At 60.5% G+C, this 20,059-nt stretch carries 14 protein-coding genes; 10 read left to right on the top strand and 4 right to left on the bottom strand.

All coding sequences use genetic code 11. From position 1 onward, the window contains the following. The first annotated feature begins 47 nt into the window (after positions 1-47). Positions 48-1,358 carry an MFS transporter gene (locus ACLEXF_RS19280; RefSeq protein WP_004204313.1) on the top strand — a complete coding sequence of 437 codons (1,311 nt, stop codon included), beginning with the start codon at positions 48-50 and terminating at the stop codon, positions 1,356-1,358. A 44-nt stretch (positions 1,359-1,402) separates the two neighbouring features. Here the strand turns inward: ACLEXF_RS19280 and ACLEXF_RS19275 are convergent, their stop codons facing one another. Further along, positions 1,403-2,587 (bottom strand): sugar efflux transporter, encoded by a 1,185-nt coding sequence (locus ACLEXF_RS19275; RefSeq protein WP_004204311.1) that lies wholly within the window; start codon positions 2,585-2,587, stop codon positions 1,403-1,405. A gap of 286 nt (positions 2,588-2,873) precedes the next feature. Continuing rightward, entirely contained in the window at positions 2,874-3,026 is a 153-nt protein-coding gene (sgrT, locus tag ACLEXF_RS19270; protein ID WP_004204309.1) for a glucose uptake inhibitor SgrT, read from the bottom strand. A gap of 87 nt (positions 3,027-3,113) precedes the next feature. Between sgrT and sgrR the strand changes: the two genes are divergently transcribed. The 4 genes from sgrR (at position 3,114) to thiQ (ending at position 8,312) form a co-directional block, all read left to right on the top strand. Continuing rightward, entirely contained in the window at positions 3,114-4,769 is a 1,656-nt protein-coding gene (gene sgrR, locus ACLEXF_RS19265; protein ID WP_017901197.1) for an HTH-type transcriptional regulator SgrR, read from the top strand. Positions 4,770-5,057: 288 nt separating this feature from the next. Further along, the gene (thiB, locus tag ACLEXF_RS19260; RefSeq protein WP_004204306.1) at positions 5,058-6,041 is read left to right on the top strand and encodes a thiamine ABC transporter substrate binding subunit; all 984 of its coding nucleotides are present in this window, start codon (positions 5,058-5,060) and stop codon (positions 6,039-6,041) included. Then, positions 6,017-7,627, top strand: coding sequence for a thiamine/thiamine pyrophosphate ABC transporter permease ThiP (gene thiP / locus ACLEXF_RS19255; protein WP_004204304.1), 1,611 nt, complete (start codon positions 6,017-6,019; stop codon positions 7,625-7,627). The genes thiB and thiP overlap by 25 nt, the downstream gene beginning before the upstream one ends. After that, complete coding sequence (gene thiQ / locus ACLEXF_RS19250; protein WP_017901198.1) at positions 7,611-8,312, top strand: thiamine ABC transporter ATP-binding protein ThiQ; 702 nt, start codon at positions 7,611-7,613, stop codon at positions 8,310-8,312. Before thiP ends, thiQ begins: the two co-directional genes overlap by 17 nt. Here the strand turns inward: thiQ and ACLEXF_RS19245 are convergent. Then, entirely contained in the window at positions 8,299-9,066 is a 768-nt protein-coding gene (locus ACLEXF_RS19245) for a DedA family protein (protein ID WP_004204302.1), read from the bottom strand. The two genes, thiQ and ACLEXF_RS19245, sit on opposite strands and share 14 nt — an antisense overlap. A gap of 128 nt (positions 9,067-9,194) precedes the next feature. Continuing rightward, positions 9,195-10,040 carry an arabinose operon transcriptional regulator AraC gene (gene araC / locus ACLEXF_RS19240; protein WP_004204301.1) on the bottom strand — a complete coding sequence of 282 codons (846 nt, stop codon included), beginning with the start codon at positions 10,038-10,040 and terminating at the stop codon, positions 9,195-9,197. A gap of 337 nt (positions 10,041-10,377) precedes the next feature. Here araC and araB point away from each other — a divergent pair, with 337 nt between their 5' ends. From araB to rapA, 5 genes are all read left to right on the top strand, one after another. Further along, on the top strand, positions 10,378-12,087 hold the full coding sequence (gene araB, locus ACLEXF_RS19235; protein WP_087771765.1) for a ribulokinase: 1,710 nt from the start codon (positions 10,378-10,380) through the stop codon (positions 12,085-12,087). Between the two features lie 10 nt (positions 12,088-12,097). Continuing rightward, positions 12,098-13,600, top strand: a complete 1,503-nt coding sequence (gene araA / locus ACLEXF_RS19230; RefSeq protein WP_182948264.1) for an L-arabinose isomerase — start codon at positions 12,098-12,100, stop codon at positions 13,598-13,600. A gap of 136 nt (positions 13,601-13,736) precedes the next feature. Continuing rightward, positions 13,737-14,432, top strand: coding sequence for an L-ribulose-5-phosphate 4-epimerase (gene araD, locus ACLEXF_RS19225; protein ID WP_017901201.1), 696 nt, complete (start codon positions 13,737-13,739; stop codon positions 14,430-14,432). Between the two features lie 175 nt (positions 14,433-14,607). Further along, positions 14,608-16,965 carry a DNA polymerase II gene (gene polB, locus ACLEXF_RS19220; RefSeq protein WP_017901202.1) on the top strand — a complete coding sequence of 786 codons (2,358 nt, stop codon included), beginning with the start codon at positions 14,608-14,610 and terminating at the stop codon, positions 16,963-16,965. A gap of 187 nt (positions 16,966-17,152) precedes the next feature. Beyond that, positions 17,153-20,059, top strand: coding sequence for an RNA polymerase-associated protein RapA (gene rapA, locus ACLEXF_RS19215; RefSeq protein WP_004204289.1), 2,907 nt, complete (start codon positions 17,153-17,155; stop codon positions 20,057-20,059).

Below are 20,059 nucleotides of genomic sequence, written 5' to 3'. Positions count from 1 at the left end.
ATATACAAATATATGCAAAAATATTTTAAACTTTAAAGGAACTCGCTATGAGTATGTCAAACTCTCAGGAAGTCCTCACTTCCTCATCAGGGACGAAAAAAAGAAGCCGCGTTCGGATAGTTATTTTACTGCTGTTGTCCGTCGGAACGATGATCAATTATCTCGACCGCACCATCCTCGGTATCGTTGCCCCACAGTTAACCCAGGAAATTCATATCGATCCGGCGATGATGGGCATCATTTTCTCCGCCTTTGCCTGGACCTATGCCCTGGCGCAGATCCCCGGCGGCATGTTTTTAGACCGCTTCGGCAACAAACTGACCTATGCCCTGTCAATTTTCTTCTGGTCGCTGTTTACCCTGCTGCAAAGTTTCACCCTCGGGCTTAAATCTCTGCTGCTTCTGCGCCTGGGACTTGGCGTCAGTGAAGCGCCCTGCTTCCCGGCCAACAGCCGCATCGTCAGCACCTGGTTCCCGCAGCATGAGCGCGCACGGGCGACGGCAACATATACGGTTGGTGAATATATAGGACTGGCGGCCTTCTCACCGCTGTTATTTTTAATCCTCGAACATCACGGCTGGAGAACGCTTTTTTTCCTCACCGGAGGATTAGGTATTTTATTTACTTTGGTGTGGTGGCGTTTTTATCACGAACCCCATGAATCGCGCACGGCTAATCAAGCGGAGCTGGATTATATCGGCGCAAACGGTATTAACAATAAAATCCAGAACGTTCCATTTAACTGGCGTGACGCCAGGCGCCTGCTGGGCTGTCGCCAGATCCTCGGCGCCAGTCTGGGTCAGTTTGCGGGCAACACCACGCTGGTGTTTTTCCTGACGTGGTTTCCCAGCTATCTGGCCAACGAGCGCCATCTTCCCTGGCTGCACGTTGGCTTCTTCGCCACCTGGCCGTTTCTCGCCGCCGCCATCGGCATCCTCTTCGGCGGCTGGATCTCGGACCGACTGCTGAAGCGAACCGGCTCCGTCAATATCAGTCGGAAGTTACCAATAATTTCCGGATTATTACTCTCCAGCTGTATTATTGCGGCGAACTGGGTGAGCGCCAACAGCACCGTTATTATTATTATGTCAGTGGCATTTTTTGGTCAGGGAATGGTTGGTCTGGGCTGGACGTTAATTTCTGATATTGCCCCGGAAAATATGGCAGGCCTGACCGGCGGGATATTTAATTTCTGCGCTAATATGGCGTCGATTATAGCCCCACTGATAATTGGCGTGATTATCTCCGCAACGGGTAACTTCTTTTACGCACTGATCTACGTCGGCCTGACGGCGCTGATCGGCGTGATTGCCTACATTTTTATCATCGGCGACATCAAGCGAATCGAACTGAAGTAAAGACGGCGGCCCCGGCGAATTGCACGCCGGGGCGAAGAGGACGGTCAGATATCTTTCACCTTGCTGGTTAAAAACAGCGTCACCAGCGAAATCGCGGCGATCGTCCAGTAGACGCTGGCGTGGCCATAGCTCTGCGACAGCGCCCCCTGCATCACGCCGGCGAGGATCACGCCAGTGGAAATACTGTTGGTAAACAGGGTGGTCGCCGCCCCCGCGCGTCCCGGCATTAAATCCTGGAACCACAGCATGCCGATCCCGGCGATTATGCCGATAAAAATGGCGTTGAACAGCTGCAGGGCCAGCAGCGCCGTTCGGGCATGAAACAGGATCAGCCCCAGATAAAACAGCACACCGGCCGCCACCGCCGCTACCATCATTTTACGTTTACCAAAGCGCTTCACGTAGTAGCCGGCGAGGATCATCGCCGGAATCTCCAGGCCGGCGGCGGTGCCCATCAGGATCCCGGCCAGACTGTCGGGAAGCCCGAGATCGCTGCTGATCCACAGCGGCATATCAATGATATACATGGTGTTGCAGGTCCACATCAGGGTGGAGGCGATAAACAGCATCCGCACATTCTTGTCCTGCCAGCCGCCGGCCTGCGCCAGCGCCTCCGCCTCTTCCGAGGGCTGTTCCACGCGCGGAACCGAGGGCAGTTTGACCGCAATCAGCGCCAGGCTGATCGCAAAGATGCCCGCCGCAATAGAGAACATGGTGGTAAAGCCATAGTTGAGCGCCAGCATAAAGGCCAGCGGCGGGCCAATCACCCACGCCAGAGACAGCTGGGCACGCATGACCGAGCTGAACATCACCACTTCCCGCGCCGAGCTGTCGGCATATTCCCGCGCCAGGGCAAAGAGCTGAGGCATGGCGGCGTTAGCGATGGATGCCAGCATCACCCCACAGGTGATCAGCGTCAGATAGTGGCGGTTGAAGGCAAACAGCAGCGCATTGCCTACCGCCATCAGACAGCAGAACATAATTAACCGCCGCCGGTCGCCGCGGCTATCGGAGCGCTTGGCCAGCGCCAGGCTCACCAGGATCCCGGCTATCGCATTCACGGTGTAGAACAGGCCCACCCAGAACGGCTGCGCCCCCACTTCGCGGCTGAGAAACAAACTCAACGTCGGCGCCTGCAATGCGCCCGCCACGCCCATCATAAAAGCAACCAGCATAAAGGCGGCATAGACGCCGTTTAGCCGTCGTCCCATCGTCATCAACCACAGCATGAAATGTCCTTAACACACGCGAAGTAAACGAAAAAAGCCAGCAGAGGCTTTCTGCTGGCGGGTGATTCTATACTCTGTGGATTTCACGTTGCAGGACAAACGGTTAACCGTTTTGCGCAGCGCTTACGCTGGCTCCGAAAGGGTGAGTCCCGTAGGGGCGATTCACGCGGCCAGAACATAGGCTCTGGGAGCATCGACAGCGATAGACCCGGGCAAGCGCGCGCACCTGCAGCTTGAAAAACGACGAGTATAACACCAATACTCAGTCACACATGATGTCTGCAAGTCAATGATCAGAGGTCTTTGACGTCACTCCCCACTGCATCAGTTCGCCCAGGATTTCCTGCTGTCGTCCTGCCATCAGGCGGGCCAGCCAGGACGCTTCCTGCGTCGCAGAAAAGTAGCGCTGGTAGAACGATTTTGCGGTAGACCTCATCATATTCACCTCCTCGCTTCATCGGGATTCATTATTGGCTTAATATGGGGAGTAATAAATTGCTGAGTTTTGCGCAGGAGTTCCCCTTTTATGTCTTCCGGCCGTCTGCAACAACAGTTCATCCGTCTATGGCAGTGCTGCGACGGCAAGTCGCAGGAGACCACCCTCAACGAGCTGGCGGAAATGCTGAGCTGCTCGCGCCGCCACATGCGCACCTTGCTCAATATGATGGAGTCCCGCGGCTGGCTGACCTGGGAGGCGGAGGCTGGCCGCGGAAAACGCTCGCGGCTGACCTTTCTCTATACCGGGCTCGCCCTGCAGCAGCAGCGTGCCGAAGATCTGCTTGAACAGGATCGCATCGATCAGCTGGTGCAGCTGGTCGGCGATAAAGCCGCCGTCCGTCAGATGCTGGTCTCGCATCTCGGGCGCAGCTTCCGCCAGGGGCGGCACATCCTGCGCGTGCTCTACTACCGGCCGATGAAGAATTTACTGCCCGGCAGCGCGCTGCGACGTTCGGAAACCCATATCGCCCGGCAAATATTCAGCGCGCTGACGCGGGTAAATGAGGAAAATGGGGAACTGGAAGCTGATATTGCCCACCACTGGCAGCAGTTGACGCCCACCCACTGGCGCTTTTTCCTCCGGCCAGGCATCCATTTTCACCATGGCCGTGAGCTGGAGATGAGCGATGTGATCGCTTCTCTGCAGCGCAGCAATGCCCTGCCGCTCTATTCGCATATCGAACGCATCGAGTCGCCCACCGCCTGGACCCTGGATATTCATCTGCGCCAGCCCGACCGCTGGCTGCCCTGGCTGCTGGGCCAGGTGCCAGCGATGGTGCTGCCGCAGGAGTGGCAGACCATGAACCACTTTTCTTCGATGCCGGTCGGCACCGGCCCGTATGCCGTGGTGCGTAACAATCAGAACCAGCTCAAGATCCACGCCTTTGAGGACTATTTTGGCTACCGGGCGCTGATCGATGAGGTGAACGTCTGGGTGCTACCGGAAATTAGCGAAGAGCCCAACGGCGGCCTGACGCTGCAGGGCAATACCGAAAGCGAAAAGGCGGTGGAGAGTCGTCTGGAAGAGGGGTGCTACTACCTGCTGTTTGACTCGCGAAGCCCGCTGGGCGCCAACGAGGCGGTGCGCCGCTGGTTAAGCTATTTGTTCCAGCCCGCGAACCTGCTCTACCACGCGGGCGAACACTACCAGGGCAACTGGTTTCCCGCCTACGGCCTGCTGCCGCGCTGGCATCACGCCAGCAATCACGCCAGCGACAAGCCGGCGGGGCTGGAGACGGTCACCCTCACCTATTACCGCGATCACGTCGAACACCGGGTGATCGGCGGGATCATGCGCGACCTGCTGGCCGCGCATCAGGTGAAGCTGGAGATCCAGGAGCTGGAGTACGATGCCTGGCATCGCGGCGAGGTAGTCAGCGATATCTGGCTCAACAGCGTTAACTTCACCTTGCCGATCGAATTCTCGCTATTCGCCTATCTGTACGAAGTCCCGCTGATTCAGCGCTGCATCCCCATCGACTGGCAGGAAGACGCCAGCCGCTGGCGCGCGGGAGAGTTTAATCCGGCCACCTGGAGTCAGCGTCTGCTGGCCAGCCAGCATATCGTGCCGCTGATCCATCACTGGCTGATGATTCAGGGCCAGCGCAGTATGCGCGGCGTGCGGATGAACACCCTCGGCTGGTTCGATTTTAAATCCGCATGGTTTGCGCCGCCGGAGCCGTAAGCCTTTCCGTCATCTGACAAAATCATTACACTAAGGCCGTTCTCAACGGGGTGCTAATAAACATACGCAATATCATTCAAGTTGCATCAAGGCAGCAAGCGGGTGAATCCCCTGGAGCATAGATAACTATGTGACTGGGGTGAACGCGCGAAGCTAACGCAGATGCGGCTTGAAGGATGAAGCGTATGGGCTGAGAAAATACCCGTCGAACCTGATCCGGATAACGCCGGCGAAGGGATTTGAGGCTCACTCAAAATCCTTTGCCCCCCCTTTTTTCTGAGGTGCAAAGTGTTGAAAAAATTACTCCCGCTGCTGGCGCTGGTCGCCATGCCCGCTCTGGCGAAGCCTGTCCTCACTGTCTATACCTATGACTCCTTCTCTGCCGACTGGGGCCCCGGCCCGGCGGTCAAAAAAGCGTTTGAAGCGGACTGCGGCTGCGAGCTGAAGTTCGTCGCGCTGGAAGATGGCGTTTCGCTACTGAATCGCCTGCGCATGGAAGGCAAAAACAGCAAGGCCGACGTCGTGCTTGGCCTTGATAACAACCTGCTGGAAGCCGCGGCGCAGAGTAAACTGTTTGCCAAAAGCAACGTACCCGCCAGCGCGGTCAGCGTGCCGGGCGGCTGGGATAACGACACCTTTGTCCCCTACGATTACGGCTATTTCGCCTTCGTCTATGACAAAAACAAACTGGCCAACCCGCCGAAGAGCCTGAAAGAGCTGGTCGAGAGCCCGCAAAAATGGCGGGTCATCTATGAAGATCCGCGCACCAGTACCCCGGGGCTGGGGCTGCTGCTGTGGATGCAAAAGGTCTATGGCGATAAAGCGCCCGAGGCCTGGCAGAAGCTGGCGGCGAAAACCGTTACCGTCACCAAGGGCTGGAGCGAAGCCTACGGTCTGTTCCTGAAAGGGGAAAGCGACCTGGTCTTGAGCTACACCACCTCGCCGGCCTACCACATGATTGAAGAGAAGAAAGACCACTATGCGGCGGCGAACTTCGCCGAAGGCCACTATCTGCAGGTCGAAGTTGCCGCCCGCACCGCCGCCAGCAAGCAGCCGGAACTGGCGGAAAAATTCCTCAAATTCATGGTCTCGCCTGGCTTCCAGAACGCCATCCCCACCGGCAACTGGATGTATCCGGTGACCCAGGTCGCGCTGCCGGCCGGTTTTGCAAGCCTGGTAAAACCGCAGACCACGCTGACGTTTACCCCGCAGCAGGTCGCCAGCGAGCGTCAGACCTGGATTAGCGCATGGCAACGCGCCGTCAGCCGCTAAACCTGAGCGGGCTGCTGCCGGGCCTGTTCGCCGCTACGCTGCTCTGCGCCGTCGCGCTGGCGGCGTTTCTGGCGCTGTGGTTCAGCGCCCCCGGCGCGGGCTGGCGGACGGTCTTCAGCGATAGCTACCTCTGGCATGTGGTGCGCTTCTCCTTCTGGCAGGCGTCGCTGTCAGCGCTGCTCTCGGTGGGGCCGGCTATCTTTCTCGCCCGCGCGCTTTATCGGCGTCGCTTCCCCGGCCGCACGTTGCTGCTGCGTCTGTGCGCGATGACCCTGATCCTGCCGGTGCTGGTGGCGGTGTTCGGCATCCTCAGCGTCTATGGCCGCCAGGGCTGGCTGGCCTCGCTGTTTCACACTTTTGGCTGGCAGTGGGATTTCTCACCTTACGGCCTGCAGGGCATCCTGTTGGCGCACGTCTTTTTCAATATGCCGATGGCCACCCGCCTGCTGCTGCAGGCGCTGGAGAACATTCCCGGCGAGCAGCGGCAAATTGCCGCCCAGCTTGGCATGCGCGGCTATGCCTTCTTCCGCCTCGTCGAATGGCCATGGATGCGCCGGCACATTCCCGCCGTCGCCGCGCTGATTTTTATGCTCTGCTTTGCCAGCTTCGCCACCGTGCTGTCACTGGGCGGCGGCCCGAAGGCCACCACGATTGAGCTGGCTATCTACCAGGCGCTGAGCTTTGACTACGATCCGGCGCGAGCGGCAATGCTGGCGTTGATTCAGATGCTCTGCTGCCTCGGGCTGGTGCTGCTCAGCCAGCGCCTCAGTAAAGCGGTGGCTATCGGCGTCAGCCATGTCCGCGGCTGGCGTGACCCTGACGATCGCCTGCATAGCCGGCTGAGCGATGGGTTGCTGATCGGCGCCGCCCTGCTGCTGCTGCTGCCGCCGCTGCTGGCGGTCATCGTCGACGGGGTCAACCGCAATATGCTGGACGTGCTGGCGCAGCCCGCCCTCTGGCAGGCATTAACGACTTCCCTGCGCATCGCCATCGCCGCCGGGCTGTTGAGCGTGACCCTGACAATGATGCTGCTATGGAGCAGTCGAGAGCTGCGCGCCCGCCAGCGGCCGCTGGCCGGGCAGGCGATGGAGCTGAGCGGCATGCTGATCCTTGCCATGCCGGGCATCGTGCTGGCTACCGGCTTCTTTCTGCTGCTCAATAACAGCATCGGCCTGCCGGAGTCCGCCGACGGCATCGTCATCTTTACCAACGCTCTGATGGCGATCCCCTACGCGCTTAAAGTGCTGGAAAACCCGATGCGCGACATTGCCGTCCGCTACAATATGCTGTGCCAGTCGCTGGGGATCGAAGGCCTGACGCGACTGCGGGTCATCGAACTTCGCGCGCTCCGGCGCCCCCTAGCCCAGGCGTTAGCCTTCGCCTGCGTGCTGTCGATTGGCGACTTCGGCGTGGTGGCGCTGTTCGGCAACGAGGCGTTCCGCACCCTGCCTTTCTATCTCTACCAGCAGATAGGCGCCTACCGCAGCCAGGACGGCGCCGTCACCGCTCTGCTTCTGCTGCTGCTCTGTTTCTTACTATTTACGCTGATTGAAAAACTTCCGGGGCGTGATGCTAAAACTCAATGATGTGACCTGGCTGTACCAGCATCTGCCGATGCGCTTTACTCTCGACGTCGCGCGCGGCGAGCGCATCGCGGTGCTCGGCCCCAGCGGCGCCGGAAAGAGCACCCTGCTGAATCTGATCGCCGGTTTTCTGCCGCCCGCCAGCGGCAGCCTGCAGATTAACGGCGAGACGCATCACGCGACGCCGCCGGCGCAGCGTCCGGTCTCGATGCTGTTCCAGGAGAATAACCTGTTTAACCATCTGACCATTCGGCAGAATATCAGCCTCGGGATCCACCCTGGCCTGAAACTGAGCCGCGAACAGCAGCATAAAGTCACGGCGATTGCCGCCCAGATGGGAATTGATGCCCTGCTTGACCGCCTGCCGGGAGCGCTCTCCGGCGGTCAACGGCAGCGCGCGGCGCTGGCCCGCTGTCTGGTGCGCCAGCAGCCGGTGCTGCTGCTGGATGAACCCTTCTCGGCGCTCGACCCGGCGCTGCGTCAGGAGATGCTGGCGCTGGTGGCGGATGTCTGTGAACAGCAGCAGCTCACCCTGCTGATGGTTTCGCACAGCGTGGAAGATGCCGCGCGCATCGCGCCGCGCTCGATTGTGGTCGCCGAAGGGCGCATTGTCTGGGATGGCGCTACCGCCGAGCTGTTAAGCGGCCGCAGCAGCGCCTCGCATCTGATGGGGATCAGCGCGCGATAACCTTGTGCAGGATCGCCAGATAGACCGGCATCAGCGGATGGCGGAAGACAAATGTTAACGCCGTTGCCGCCAGCGCGACCATACACGGCGCCAGCCACAGCAGACGCCCGCGCGGCAGCCAGCGGGACAGCCGATCGCCAGACGTTTTCGCGCTCCGCCACAGCCGCCAGCACAGCCACCCCGCCAGCCAGGCCAGCAGCGCCGCCCCCAGCAGCAGCCATTGAAAGCTGGCGCTGTTTTCATCGGCCGGAATATCAATCGCCGCGCCGGCGAGAATCCCCGGCAGGAAATAGAGCGGCGGCCAGAGCAGGCAGCCGATAATATTCGGGAGCACGAATTTGGCCACCGGCAGGTCGAGCATCCCGGCAACCATCGGCACCAGCGGACGCGTCGGCCCGACAAAGCGGCCAATCAGGATGGTGATCATGCTGTGCTGGTGCAGCGCATGCTCGGTTTTTTCCAGCAGGGCGCGGTTTTTCTTCATGAACGACCAGCGGTGCAGCGGCTTTTTAAAGCGCCAGCCGAGCCAGAATGAGATCCAGTCTCCCAGCAGACAGCCCACGATCCCCGCCAGCCACGCCTGCCAGAAATTAACCTCACCGCCGCCAATCAGCGCCCCAAGGCCGGCCATCATCACCGTTCCGGGTAAAATAAGCCCCACCAGCGCCAGCGACTCGAGAAAGGCCACCAGCATCACGGCTAACAACGAGTAGACCGTGGATTGGGTAATAAAGTGTTCGAGCAATGCTTGCATAATGTACCCGGTTAAAAAACGAAGCCCGGATTCTCCGAAGCCATCGCGCCGTCGTCAAGCCAACAATTGTCTTAATAGTTTACTGGCTGTGACATTTAAGCGGGTCATCATTTCACTTTCTTTACTTTTTATTCACATCCCGCGCGGAATTCGCTCGGGCTGGCGCCGGTGCATTTTTTGAATACGCGGGAAAAATAAAGCTGATCTTCAAAGCCGACGTTGCGCCCGACGGTGGCGATCGGCATCCGCGTGGTGCTCAGCAACAGTTTGGCCTGGCTGATGCGCTGATCTTCACGCCAGCCGAGCACGCTGATCCCTAACTGCTGGCGGAACAGGTGCGACAGACGCGAGGGCGACAGGCAGACGTGCTGGGCGACGCTGGCGATATCAAAATGGCTGTCCGCCAGATGGTCGCTGATGTACTGGCAGGCGTCGCGCACCCGGTTATCCAGCGGCGGATGCAGCGATTCGTTGATCGCCTCCATCCGCCGCAGCAGGAGCTGTTCCAGCAGATTAATCGCCAGCAGTTCGGAATAGCGCCCCGCCCCCTGTCCGGCATCGACTATCTGGCCGAACAGCTCGCCAAAGCGCGCCTGCCACTGCTCGTCCGGACGGAAAAAGCCGGTCTGGGCGAAGATGGTCGGCCAGTTGAGCCACTCGTGCCAGTAGGCGCGCGGGCGGAAGTAGACCCACTGGTGATACCACTCGCTGGCGTCGGGATGGCGGCCGTAGTGATGGATCTCCCCCGGCGGGAACAGCAGCATATCGCCCGGCCGGCAGACAAACTGCTCGCCGTGGTTGTTGATCACCCCCTCGCCGCGGATCGTCAGGTTGAGGATATAACCTTTCATACCCAGCGGGCGGTCGATAAAAAAATCCAGGTATCCCTGCGCCTCAATCGGCGTCAGACCGGTGACCAGATGAGCGTTAAAAGAGTAGCCCGGCAGCAGCGGATCGTTTTGCGTTTCGGCCATACGCGTGGTTCTCCCCGAAGGTATTAGTGACACCAATTGTCCATATTCATCATTTTATCGCTCTCGGCCCTGTCACGACTGCGACGGCAGTGGGAATTTCGCTAAAAAGCCGCACAGCAAGCGAAAAAAGCGCCAGCGGCGTGCATTCCACCGTGATATGCCGGGTAACAAAAGTGTCTATAAATACGGCAGGAAAGTCCACATCGAATATTTGCACGGCGTCACACTTTGCGAGGTGACAGCAAAATAATCCATAAGATTAGCGAATCCGGCCTGACGGATTTTGCCGGGGATATCTACTGTTGCTGCATGAATGATTTCTGCATGGAGTAACAAGATGGCAATTGCGATTGGCCTCGACTTTGGTAGTGACTCAGTCCGCGCCCTGGCGGTGGAATGCGCCTCCGGCGCAGAACTGGCGGCAAGCGTGGAGTGGTATCCGCGCTGGCGGGAAGGACAGTATTGCGATGGCGCTAACAACCGGTTCCGCCACCACCCGCGAGATTACATCGAGACCATGGAAGCGGCGCTGAAAAGCGTACTTGCCTCCCTGAGCGCCGAACAGCGCGCCGACGTCGTGGGCATTGGCGTCGACAGCACCGGCTCAACCCCGGCTCCCGTTGATGCCGAGGGCAACGTGCTGGCGCTGCGCGAAGAATTCGCTGACAACCCTAACGCCATGTTTGTCCTGTGGAAGGATCACACCGCAGTCGAGGAAGCCGAGGCGATCACCCGCCTGTGCCACCAGCCGGGCAAAGAGGATTACTCGCGCTATATTGGCGGGATCTACTCCAGCGAATGGTTCTGGGCCAAAATCCTCCACGTCACCCGGGAAGATAGCGCCGTCGCCCAGGCAGCCGCCTCGTGGGTGGAGCTTTGCGACTGGGTACCCGCCCTGCTCTCCGGCACCACCCGTCCGCAGGATCTGCGCCGCGGCCGCTGCAGCGCCGGGCATAAATCCCTGTGGCATGAGAGCTGGGGCGGTCTGCCGCCGGCCAGCTTCTTCGATGAGCTTGATCCCATCATTAACCAGCATCTGGCCTGGCCGCTGTTCACCGATACCTGGACGGCCGATGTGCCGGTCGGCACGCTGAGCGCAGAGTGGGCCCAGCGCCTGGGCCTGTCGCAGACCGTGGCCATCTCCGGCGGCGCCTTCGACTGCCATATGGGCGCCGTGGGCGCCGGCGCGCAGCCTAACGCGCTGGTGAAAGTCATCGGCACCTCCACCTGCGACATTCTGATTGCCGATAAAGAGAGCGTCGGCGACCGCACGGTCAAAGGCATCTGCGGCCAGGTCGACGGCAGCGTGGTCCCGCACTTTATCGGTATGGAGGCAGGCCAGTCCGCCTTCGGCGATATTTACGCCTGGTTTGGTCGCATTCTCGGCTGGCCGCTGGAGCAGCTAGCCCAGCAGCAGCCAGCGTTGCGGGAGCAAATCAAAGCCAGCCAAAAACAGTTACTGCCGGCGCTCACCGAAGCCTGGGCCAACAATCCATCGCTGGAGCATCTGCCGGTGGTGCTTGACTGGTTCAACGGCCGCCGCACGCCGAATGCCAACCAGCGCCTGAAAGGGGTGATCACCGACCTTAACCTGGCCACCGACGCGCCGGCGCTGTTCGGCGGTCTGATCGCCGCCACCGCCTTCGGCGCCCGCGCCATTATGGAGTGCTTCACCGAGCAGGGTATCCCGGTTAACAACGTCATGGCGCTTGGCGGTATCGCGCGGAAAAACCAGGTCATCATGCAGGCCTGCTGCGACGTGCTGAACCGTCCGCTGCAGATTGTCGCCTCCGATCAGTGCTGCGCGCTGGGGGCGGCTATCTTCGCCGCCGTCGCCGCCGGCGTCTATGAGGATATTCCAGCCGCCCAGCAGCGGATGGCAAGCCAGGTGGAAACCACCCTGCAGCCGCGCCCGGCGCAGGCACAGCGTTTCGAACAACTCTATCAGCGCTACCAACAGTGGTCGGTCAGCGCCGAACAACACTATCTCCCTTCGGCTGCAAAGGCGGAAAAAGCCCCGCAATCTCAGGCAGCGCTCACCCATTAAGGATACGAAAATGACGATTTTTGATAACTATGAAATATGGTTCGTTATTGGCAGCCAACATCTGTACGGCCCGGAAGCCCTGCGCCAGGTGACGAAGCATGCCGAACATGTGGTGAACAGCCTGAATGCGGAAGCCAAACTGCCGTGCAAACTGGTCCTTAAGCCGCTGGGCACCACCCCGGACGAGATCACTCACATCTGCCGCGACGCTAACTACGATGACAAATGCGCCGGGTTAGTGGTCTGGCTGCACACCTTCTCGCCGGCAAAAATGTGGATCAACGGCCTGACCATTCTCAACAAGCCGCTGCTACAGTTCCATACGCAGTACAATGCCGCGCTGCCCTGGGACAGCATCGATATGGACTTTATGAACCTGAACCAGACCGCGCATGGCGGCCGCGAGTTCGGCTTCATCGGCGCCCGTATGCGCCAGCAGCACAGAGTGGTGACCGGCCACTGGCAGGATAAAGAGGCCCACCAGCGCATCGGTGGCTGGATGCGCCAGGCGGTCTCCAGACAGGATACTCGCCATCTGAAAGTGTGCCGTTTCGGCGATAACATGCGCGAAGTGGCGGTGACCGACGGCGATAAAGTCGCGGCGCAGATCAAGTTTGGCTTCTCGGTGAACACCTGGGCGGTCGGCGATCTGGTGCAAGTGGTCAACAGCGTCAGCGACGGCGATATCAGCGCCCTGGTCGATGAATACGAGAGCAGCTATCGTCTGACCCCGGCGGCGCAGGTTCACGGCGACAAGCGTCAAAACGTGCTGGACGCCGCGCGCATTGAGCTGGGGATGAAACGCTTCCTCGAACAGGGCGGTTTCCACGCCTTTACCACCACCTTTGAAGATCTCCACGGCCTGAAACAGCTCCCGGGGCTCGCCGTACAGCGCCTGATGCAGCAGGGCTACGGCTTTGCCGGCGAGGGCGACTGGAAAACCGCCGCTCTGCTTCGCATCATGAAGGTGATGTCAACTGGTCTGCAGGGCGGCACCTCCTTTATGGAGGATTACACCTACCACTTCGACAACGGCAACGATCTGGTGCTCGGCTCGCACATGCTGGAAGTGTGCCCGACGATCGCCACCGCCGAGAAACCGATCCTCGACGTCCAGCCGCTGGGCATCGGCGGCAAAGCGGATCCGGCGCGCCTGATCTTCAATACTCAGACCGGACCGGCGATTGTCGCCAGCCTGATCGACCTGGGAGACCGCTTCCGTCTTCTGGTCAATACCATCGAAACCGTCCCGACCCCGCACGACCTGCCGAAGCTGCCGGTGGCCAACGCCCTGTGGAAAGCGCAGCCGGATCTGCGTACCGCTTCGGAAGCCTGGATCATCGCCGGCGGCGCGCACCATACCGTCTTCAGCCATGCGCTGAACCTCGACGATATGCGCCAGTTCGCCGAGCTGAATGATATCGAGCTGACGGTCATCGACAACGACACCCGTCTGCCGGCCTTCAAAGACGCGCTGCGCTGGAATGAAGTCTATTACGGTTCAAAACGCTAAGAGGTCGCCCCCTCACCCTCCCCTCTCCCCGCCGGGGAGAGGGTACCGGCCTGGCGCGATGCCGCCTTTCTCCCTCTCCCGCCAGGAGAGGGTCGGGGTGAGGGATACCCGGCTCGCCTGCTATTCGGAGCACACTATGTTAGAAGATCTTAAACGCCAGGTGCTGGAAGCCAATTTAGCGCTGCCGCAGCATAATCTGGTGACCTTAACCTGGGGCAACGTCAGCGCCGTCGACCGCGACCAGGGCGTTCTGGTTATCAAACCCTCCGGCGTGGATTACCGCGTGATGACCGCCGACGATATGGTGGTGGTCAGTCTGGAGAGCGGCGAAGTGGTGGAGGGTAAGAAGAAACCCTCGTCGGATACCCCGACCCATCGCCTGCTGTATCAGGCCTTCCCGACGCTGGGCGGCATTGTGCATACCCATTCGCGCCACGCCACCATCTGGGCGCAGGCCGGTCAAGCTATTCCGGCGACCGGCACCACCCACGCCGACTATTTCTATGGTCCGGTGCCCTGCACCCGGCTGATGACCGATGCGGAGATCAACGGCGAATACGAATGGGAAACCGGCAAGGTGATTGTCGAAACCTTCCGCCAGCGCGAGATCGACCCGGCGCAGATGCCCGGCGTGCTGGTGCATTCCCACGGCCCGTTCGCGTGGGGTAAAAACGCCGAAGACGCGGTGCATAACGCCATCGTGCTGGAAGAGATCGCCTATATGGGCATCTTCTGCCGCCAGCTGGCGCCGCAGCTGCCGGATATGCAGCAGACGCTGCTGGATAAACACTATCTGCGTAAGCATGGGGCCAAAGCCTACTACGGCCAATAATCACCCTGCTCGCGCTGCGTTTAGCAGGGCTACGGCTCTGCACCGTCTGGCAGACCGGATAAGGCGCAAGCCGAAATCCGGGGCCACCTCAGCGCCGAATACCTGTATAAAATCCCAGCACCCATTGAGAAACCAGGCTATAATCAGGCCTGGTTTTTTATCATCGAGAGCACCCGTGACCCAGCCACGAGCAGGTTTTCTACTCACCCGTCACTGGCGGGACACTCCGCAAGGCACCGAGCTTTCCTTCTGGCTGGCCACCGACGACGGCCCGCTGCAGGTCACGCTGCCGCCGCAGGAGTCCGTCGCCTTTATCCCCGAAGCGCAGCGGGCGCAGGCTGAGCGACTGTTGCAGGGTGAGAAAGGCTTCCGCTTCGCCCCGCTGGCCCTGAAAGATTTCCATCGCCAGCCGGTTGTCGGCCTCTACTGCCGCGCCCATCGTCAACTGATGCGTCTGGAGAAGATGCTCCGCGACAGCGGCGTCACCCTCTATGAGGGCGATATCCGTCCGCCGGAGCGCTACCTGATGGAGCGCTTTATTACCGCCCCGGTGTGGGTGGAAGGCGAAACGCGCGGCCCACAGCTGGTTAACGCGCGCATGAAACCCAATCCTGACTATCGCCCGCCGCTGAAATGGGTGTCGCTGGATATCGAAACCAGCCGCCACGGCGAGCTGTACTGCATCGGCCTGCAAGGCTGCGGTCAGCGGGTGGTCTACATGCTGGGCCCCGAACCGGAAACGCCGCCAGACGTCGATTTCGATCTGGTCTACGTCGTCAGTCGCCCCCTGCTGCTGGAAAAGCTCAACGCCTGGTTTGCCGATCACGACCCCGACGTGCTGATCGGCTGGAACGTGGTGCAGTTCGATCTGCGCGTCCTGCAAAAGCATGCCGAACGCTACCGCATCCCGCTAAGGCTCGGCCGCGGCAACAGCGAGCTGGAGTGGCGCGAGCACGGTTTTAAGAACGGCGTCTTCTTCGCCCAGGCCCACGGCCGGCTGATTATTGACGGCATCGACGCGCTGAAATCGGCGTTCTGGAATTTCTCCTCCTTTTCGCTGGAGGCAGTGGCCCGCGAGCTGCTGGGCGAAGGCAAAGCCATCGACAACCCATGGGATCGGATGGACGAGATCGATCGCCGCTTCCATGAAGATAAACCGGCGCTGGCCATCTATAACCTACAGGACTGCGAGCTGGTGACGCGGATCTTCCACAAAACGGAGATCATGCCATTTCTGCTCGAGCGGGCGACGGTCAACGGCCTGCCCGCCGATCGCCACGGCGGCTCGGTCGCCGCCTTCAGCCACCTCTATTTTCCGCGCATGCACCGCCTGGGCTACGTGGCGCCGAACCTCGGCGACGTGCCGCCCCAGGCGAGCCCCGGCGGCTATGTGATGGACTCCCGCCCCGGCCTGTATGACTCGGTGCTGGTGCTGGACTACAAGAGCCTGTATCCGTCGATCATTCGCACCTTTTTAATCGATCCGGTCGGCCTGGTGGAGGGCCTGGCGCAGCCCGATGACCAGCACAGCATTGAGGGCTTCCTCGGCGCCCGCTTCTCGCGAGACAAGCACTGCCTGCCGGGGATTGTCAGCCAGATCTGGCACGGCCGCGATGAAGCCAAGCGCCAGCACAATAAGCCGCTCTCCCAGGCGCTGAAGATCATCATGAACGCTTTTTACGGCGTGCTGGGCACCAGCGCCTGCCGCTTCTTCGACCCACGTCTCGCCTCGTCGATCACCATGCGCGGCCACGCGATCATGCGTCAGACTAAAGCGTTAATTGAAGCCAATGGTTATGACGTCATCTACGGCGATACCGACTCCACCTTCGTCTGGCTTAAGCGCCCGCACAGCGAAGCGCAGGCGGCGGAGATCGGCCGGACGCTGGTGAACGACGTCAACGCCTGGTGGGCGCAGGAGCTTGGCAAAAGCCAGCTAACCAGCGCCCTGGAGCTGGAATACGAAACCCACTTCTGCCGCTTTTTGATGCCGACGATCCGCGGCGCCGATACCGGCAGCAAGAAGCGTTACGCCGGAATGATTCAGGAGGGCGACGGCCAGCGCATGGTTTTCAAGGGTCTGGAAACAGTGCGCACCGACTGGACGCCGCTGGCCCAGCAGTTTCAGCAGGAGCTGTACCTGCGCATCTTCCGCAACCAGCCCTATCAGGATTATGTGCGGGAGACTATCGCCAGGCTGATGAACGGCGAGCTCGATGAGCAGCTGGTTTATCGCAAACGCCTGCGTCGGCCGCTGGCGGAGTATCAGCGCAACGTGCCGCCGCATGTGCGCGCCGCGAGGCTTGCCGATGAGCACAACCTGAAGCGGGGTCGGGCGCAGCAGTATCAGCAACGCGGCACCATCAAATACGTCTGGACCACCGGCGGTCCGGAACCGGTGGATTATCAGCAGTCGCCACTCGATTACGACCACTATTTGTCAAAGCAGCTGCAGCCGGTAGCGGAAGGGATCCTGCCCTTCGTCAACGACGACTTTGCTACAATAGTGACAGGACAGCTGGGGCTATTTTGATTTTTTCTCACCCATTCCGCGGGCGCAGAAGCCTGAAAATGAACCGTGAGGAGGACGTGACGAACGTTCTGCCATCCAGTAATATAGCGCCCTTTCCATTCCTGGCCCCAATTTTGACGCATCTCCGGTTGTACATGGAGATGATCAACTATTGCCTGCAATTAAAGAACTAAAGAGCCGAACATATATGCCTTTTACACTTGGTCAACGCTGGATTAGCGACACAGAGAGCGAACTAGGATTAGGGACGGTGGTAGCGCTGGATGCGCGCATGGTCACTCTCCTTTTCCCCGCCATCGGCGAAAACCGTCTGTACTCACGCAACGATTCCCCGATCACTCGCGTGATGTTTAACCCGGGCGACACCATTACCAGCCACGAAGGCTGGCAGCTCCACGTTGACAAAGTGCATGAAGAGAACGGGCTGCTGTCCTACACCGGCACCCGCCTCGATACCCAGGAAGCGAACGTCACCCTGCGTGAAGTGCTGCTCGACAGCAAACTGGTGTTCAGCAAGCCGCAGGACCGTCTGTTCGCCGGCCAAATCGACCGCATGGACCGCTTTGCCCTGCGCTACCGCGCGCGCAAGTTCCAGAGCGAGCAGTACCGCATGCCGTGGAGCGGCCTGCGCGGCCAGCGCACCAGCCTGATCCCGCATCAGCTGAACATCGCCCACGACGTGGGCCGTCGTCACGCGCCACGCGTCCTGCTGGCCGATGAAGTGGGCTTAGGTAAAACCATCGAAGCCGGGATGATCCTGCACCAGCAGCTGCTCTCCGGCGCCGCCGAGCGCGTACTGATCGTGGTCCCGGAAACCCTTCAGCACCAGTGGCTGGTGGAGATGCTGCGCCGCTTCAACCTGCGCTTCTCGCTGTTTGACGACGAGCGCTACGCCGAAGCGCAGCATGACGCCTACAACCCGTTCGAAACCGAACAGCTGGTGATCTGCTCTTTAGACTTCGTGCGCCGCAGCAAGCAGCGCCTGGAGCACCTGTGCGACGCCGAGTGGGACCTGATGGTGGTCGATGAAGCGCACCACCTGGTGTGGAGCGAAGAGGCGCCGAGCCGCGAATATCAAGCCATTGAACAGCTGGCCGAGCGCGTGCCGGGCATTCTGCTGCTGACCGCGACGCCGGAACAGCTGGGGATGGAGAGCCACTTTGCGCGCCTGCGCCTGCTGGATCCGAACCGCTTCCACGATTTCGCGCAGTTTGTCGAAGAACAGCAGAACTACCGTCCGGTGGCCGACGCTGTCGCTCTGCTGCTGGCGGGCAACAAGCTGAGCGATAGCGAACTCAATACCCTCGGCGATCTAATCGGCGAGCAGGATATCGAGCCGCTGCTGCAGGCCGCCAACAGCGATCGCGAAGACGCTCAGGCCGCGCGCCAGGAGCTGGTCTCGATGCTGATGGACCGCCACGGCACCAGCCGCGTGCTGTTCCGTAACACCCGTAACGGCGTCAAAGGTTTCCCGAAACGCGAGCTGCACACCATTCGCCTGCCGCTGCCGACCCAGTACCAGACCGCCATCAAAGTATCCGGCATCATGGGCGCCCGCAAAACCGCGGAAGAGCGCGCGCGCGACATGCTCTACCCGGAGCAGATCTATCAGGAATTTGAAGGCGATACCGGCACCTGGTGGAACTTTGACCCGCGCGTCGAGTGGCTGATGGGCTACCTGACCAGCCATCGCTCGCAGAAGGTACTGGTGATTTGCGCCAAAGCCGCCACCGCGCTCCAGCTGGAGCAGGTGCTGCGCGAGCGCGAAGGTATCCGCGCCGCCGTGTTCCATGAAGGGATGTCGATTATCGAACGCGACCGCGCCGCGGCGTGGTTTGCTGAAGAAGACACCGGCGCCCAGGTGCTGCTGTGCTCCGAGATCGGCTCCGAAGGACGCAACTTCCAGTTCGCCAGCAACCTGGTGATGTTCGATCTGCCGTTTAACCCGGATCTGCTGGAGCAGCGTATCGGCCGTCTCGACCGTATCGGCCAGGCGCACGATATCCAGATCCACGTCCCGTACCTGGAAAAGACCGCGCAGTCGGTGCTGGTGCGCTGGTATCACGAAGGCCTCGACGCCTTTGAACATACCTGCCCGACCGGACGGACCGTCTACGACAGCGTCCATAACGAGCTGATCAACTACCTTGCGGCGCCGGAATCCACCGACGGCTTTGACGATCTGATCAAATCCTGCCGCCAGCAGCATGACGCTCTGAAAGCGCAGCTGGAGCAGGGCCGCGACCGTCTGCTGGAGATCCACTCCAACGGCGGCGAGAAAGCCCAGGCCCTGGCGGAGAGCATCGAAGAGCAGGATGACGACACCAGCCTGATCGCCTTCTCGATGAACCTGTTCGATATCGTCGGCATCAACCAGGACGACCGCGGGGAAAACCTGATCGTCCTCACCCCTTCCGACCATATGCTGGTGCCGGATTTCCCGGGCCTGCCGGAGGACGGTTGCACCATCACCTTCGAGCGTGACGTGGCGCTGTCCCGTGAAGACGCGCAGTTCATCACCTGGGAACACCCGCTGATCCGCAACGGCCTCGACCTGATCCTCTCCGGCGATACCGGCAGCAGTACTATTTCCCTGCTGAAGAACAAGGCGCTGCCGGTCGGCACTCTGCTGCTGGAGCTGATCTACGTGGTCGAAGCGCAGGCGCCGAAGCAGCTGCAGCTCAACCGCTTCCTGCCGGCGACCCCGGTTCGCATGCTGCTGGATAAAAACGGCAACAACCTCGCCGGCCAGGTGGAGTTTGAAAGCTTCAACCGCCAGCTGAGCGCGGTCAATCGCCACACCGGCAGCAAGCTGGTCAACGCGGTGCAGCAGGACGTTCATGCCATTCTGCAGCAGGGCGAAGCGCAGATCGCCAAGGCGGCGCAGGGGCTGATCGACGCGGCGCGTAGTGAAGCCGACGATAAGCTGACGGCGGAGCTCTCCCGTCTGGAAGCGCTGAAGGCGGTCAACCCGAACATCCGTGACGACGAACTGGCGGCGATTGAAAGCAACCGCCAGCAGGTGCTGGAGGCGCTGGGACAGGCCGGATGGCGTCTGGACGCGCTGCGTCTGATCGTCGTCACTCACCAGTAA

It is taken from the genome of Klebsiella pneumoniae complex sp. WS1778 (assembly GCF_049472055.1).
Lineage (GTDB): Bacteria > Pseudomonadota > Gammaproteobacteria > Enterobacterales > Enterobacteriaceae > Klebsiella > Klebsiella quasipneumoniae.
The sequence above is the reverse complement of the archived record's forward strand: the minus strand, read 5'-3'. Positions and strand labels throughout refer to the sequence as shown.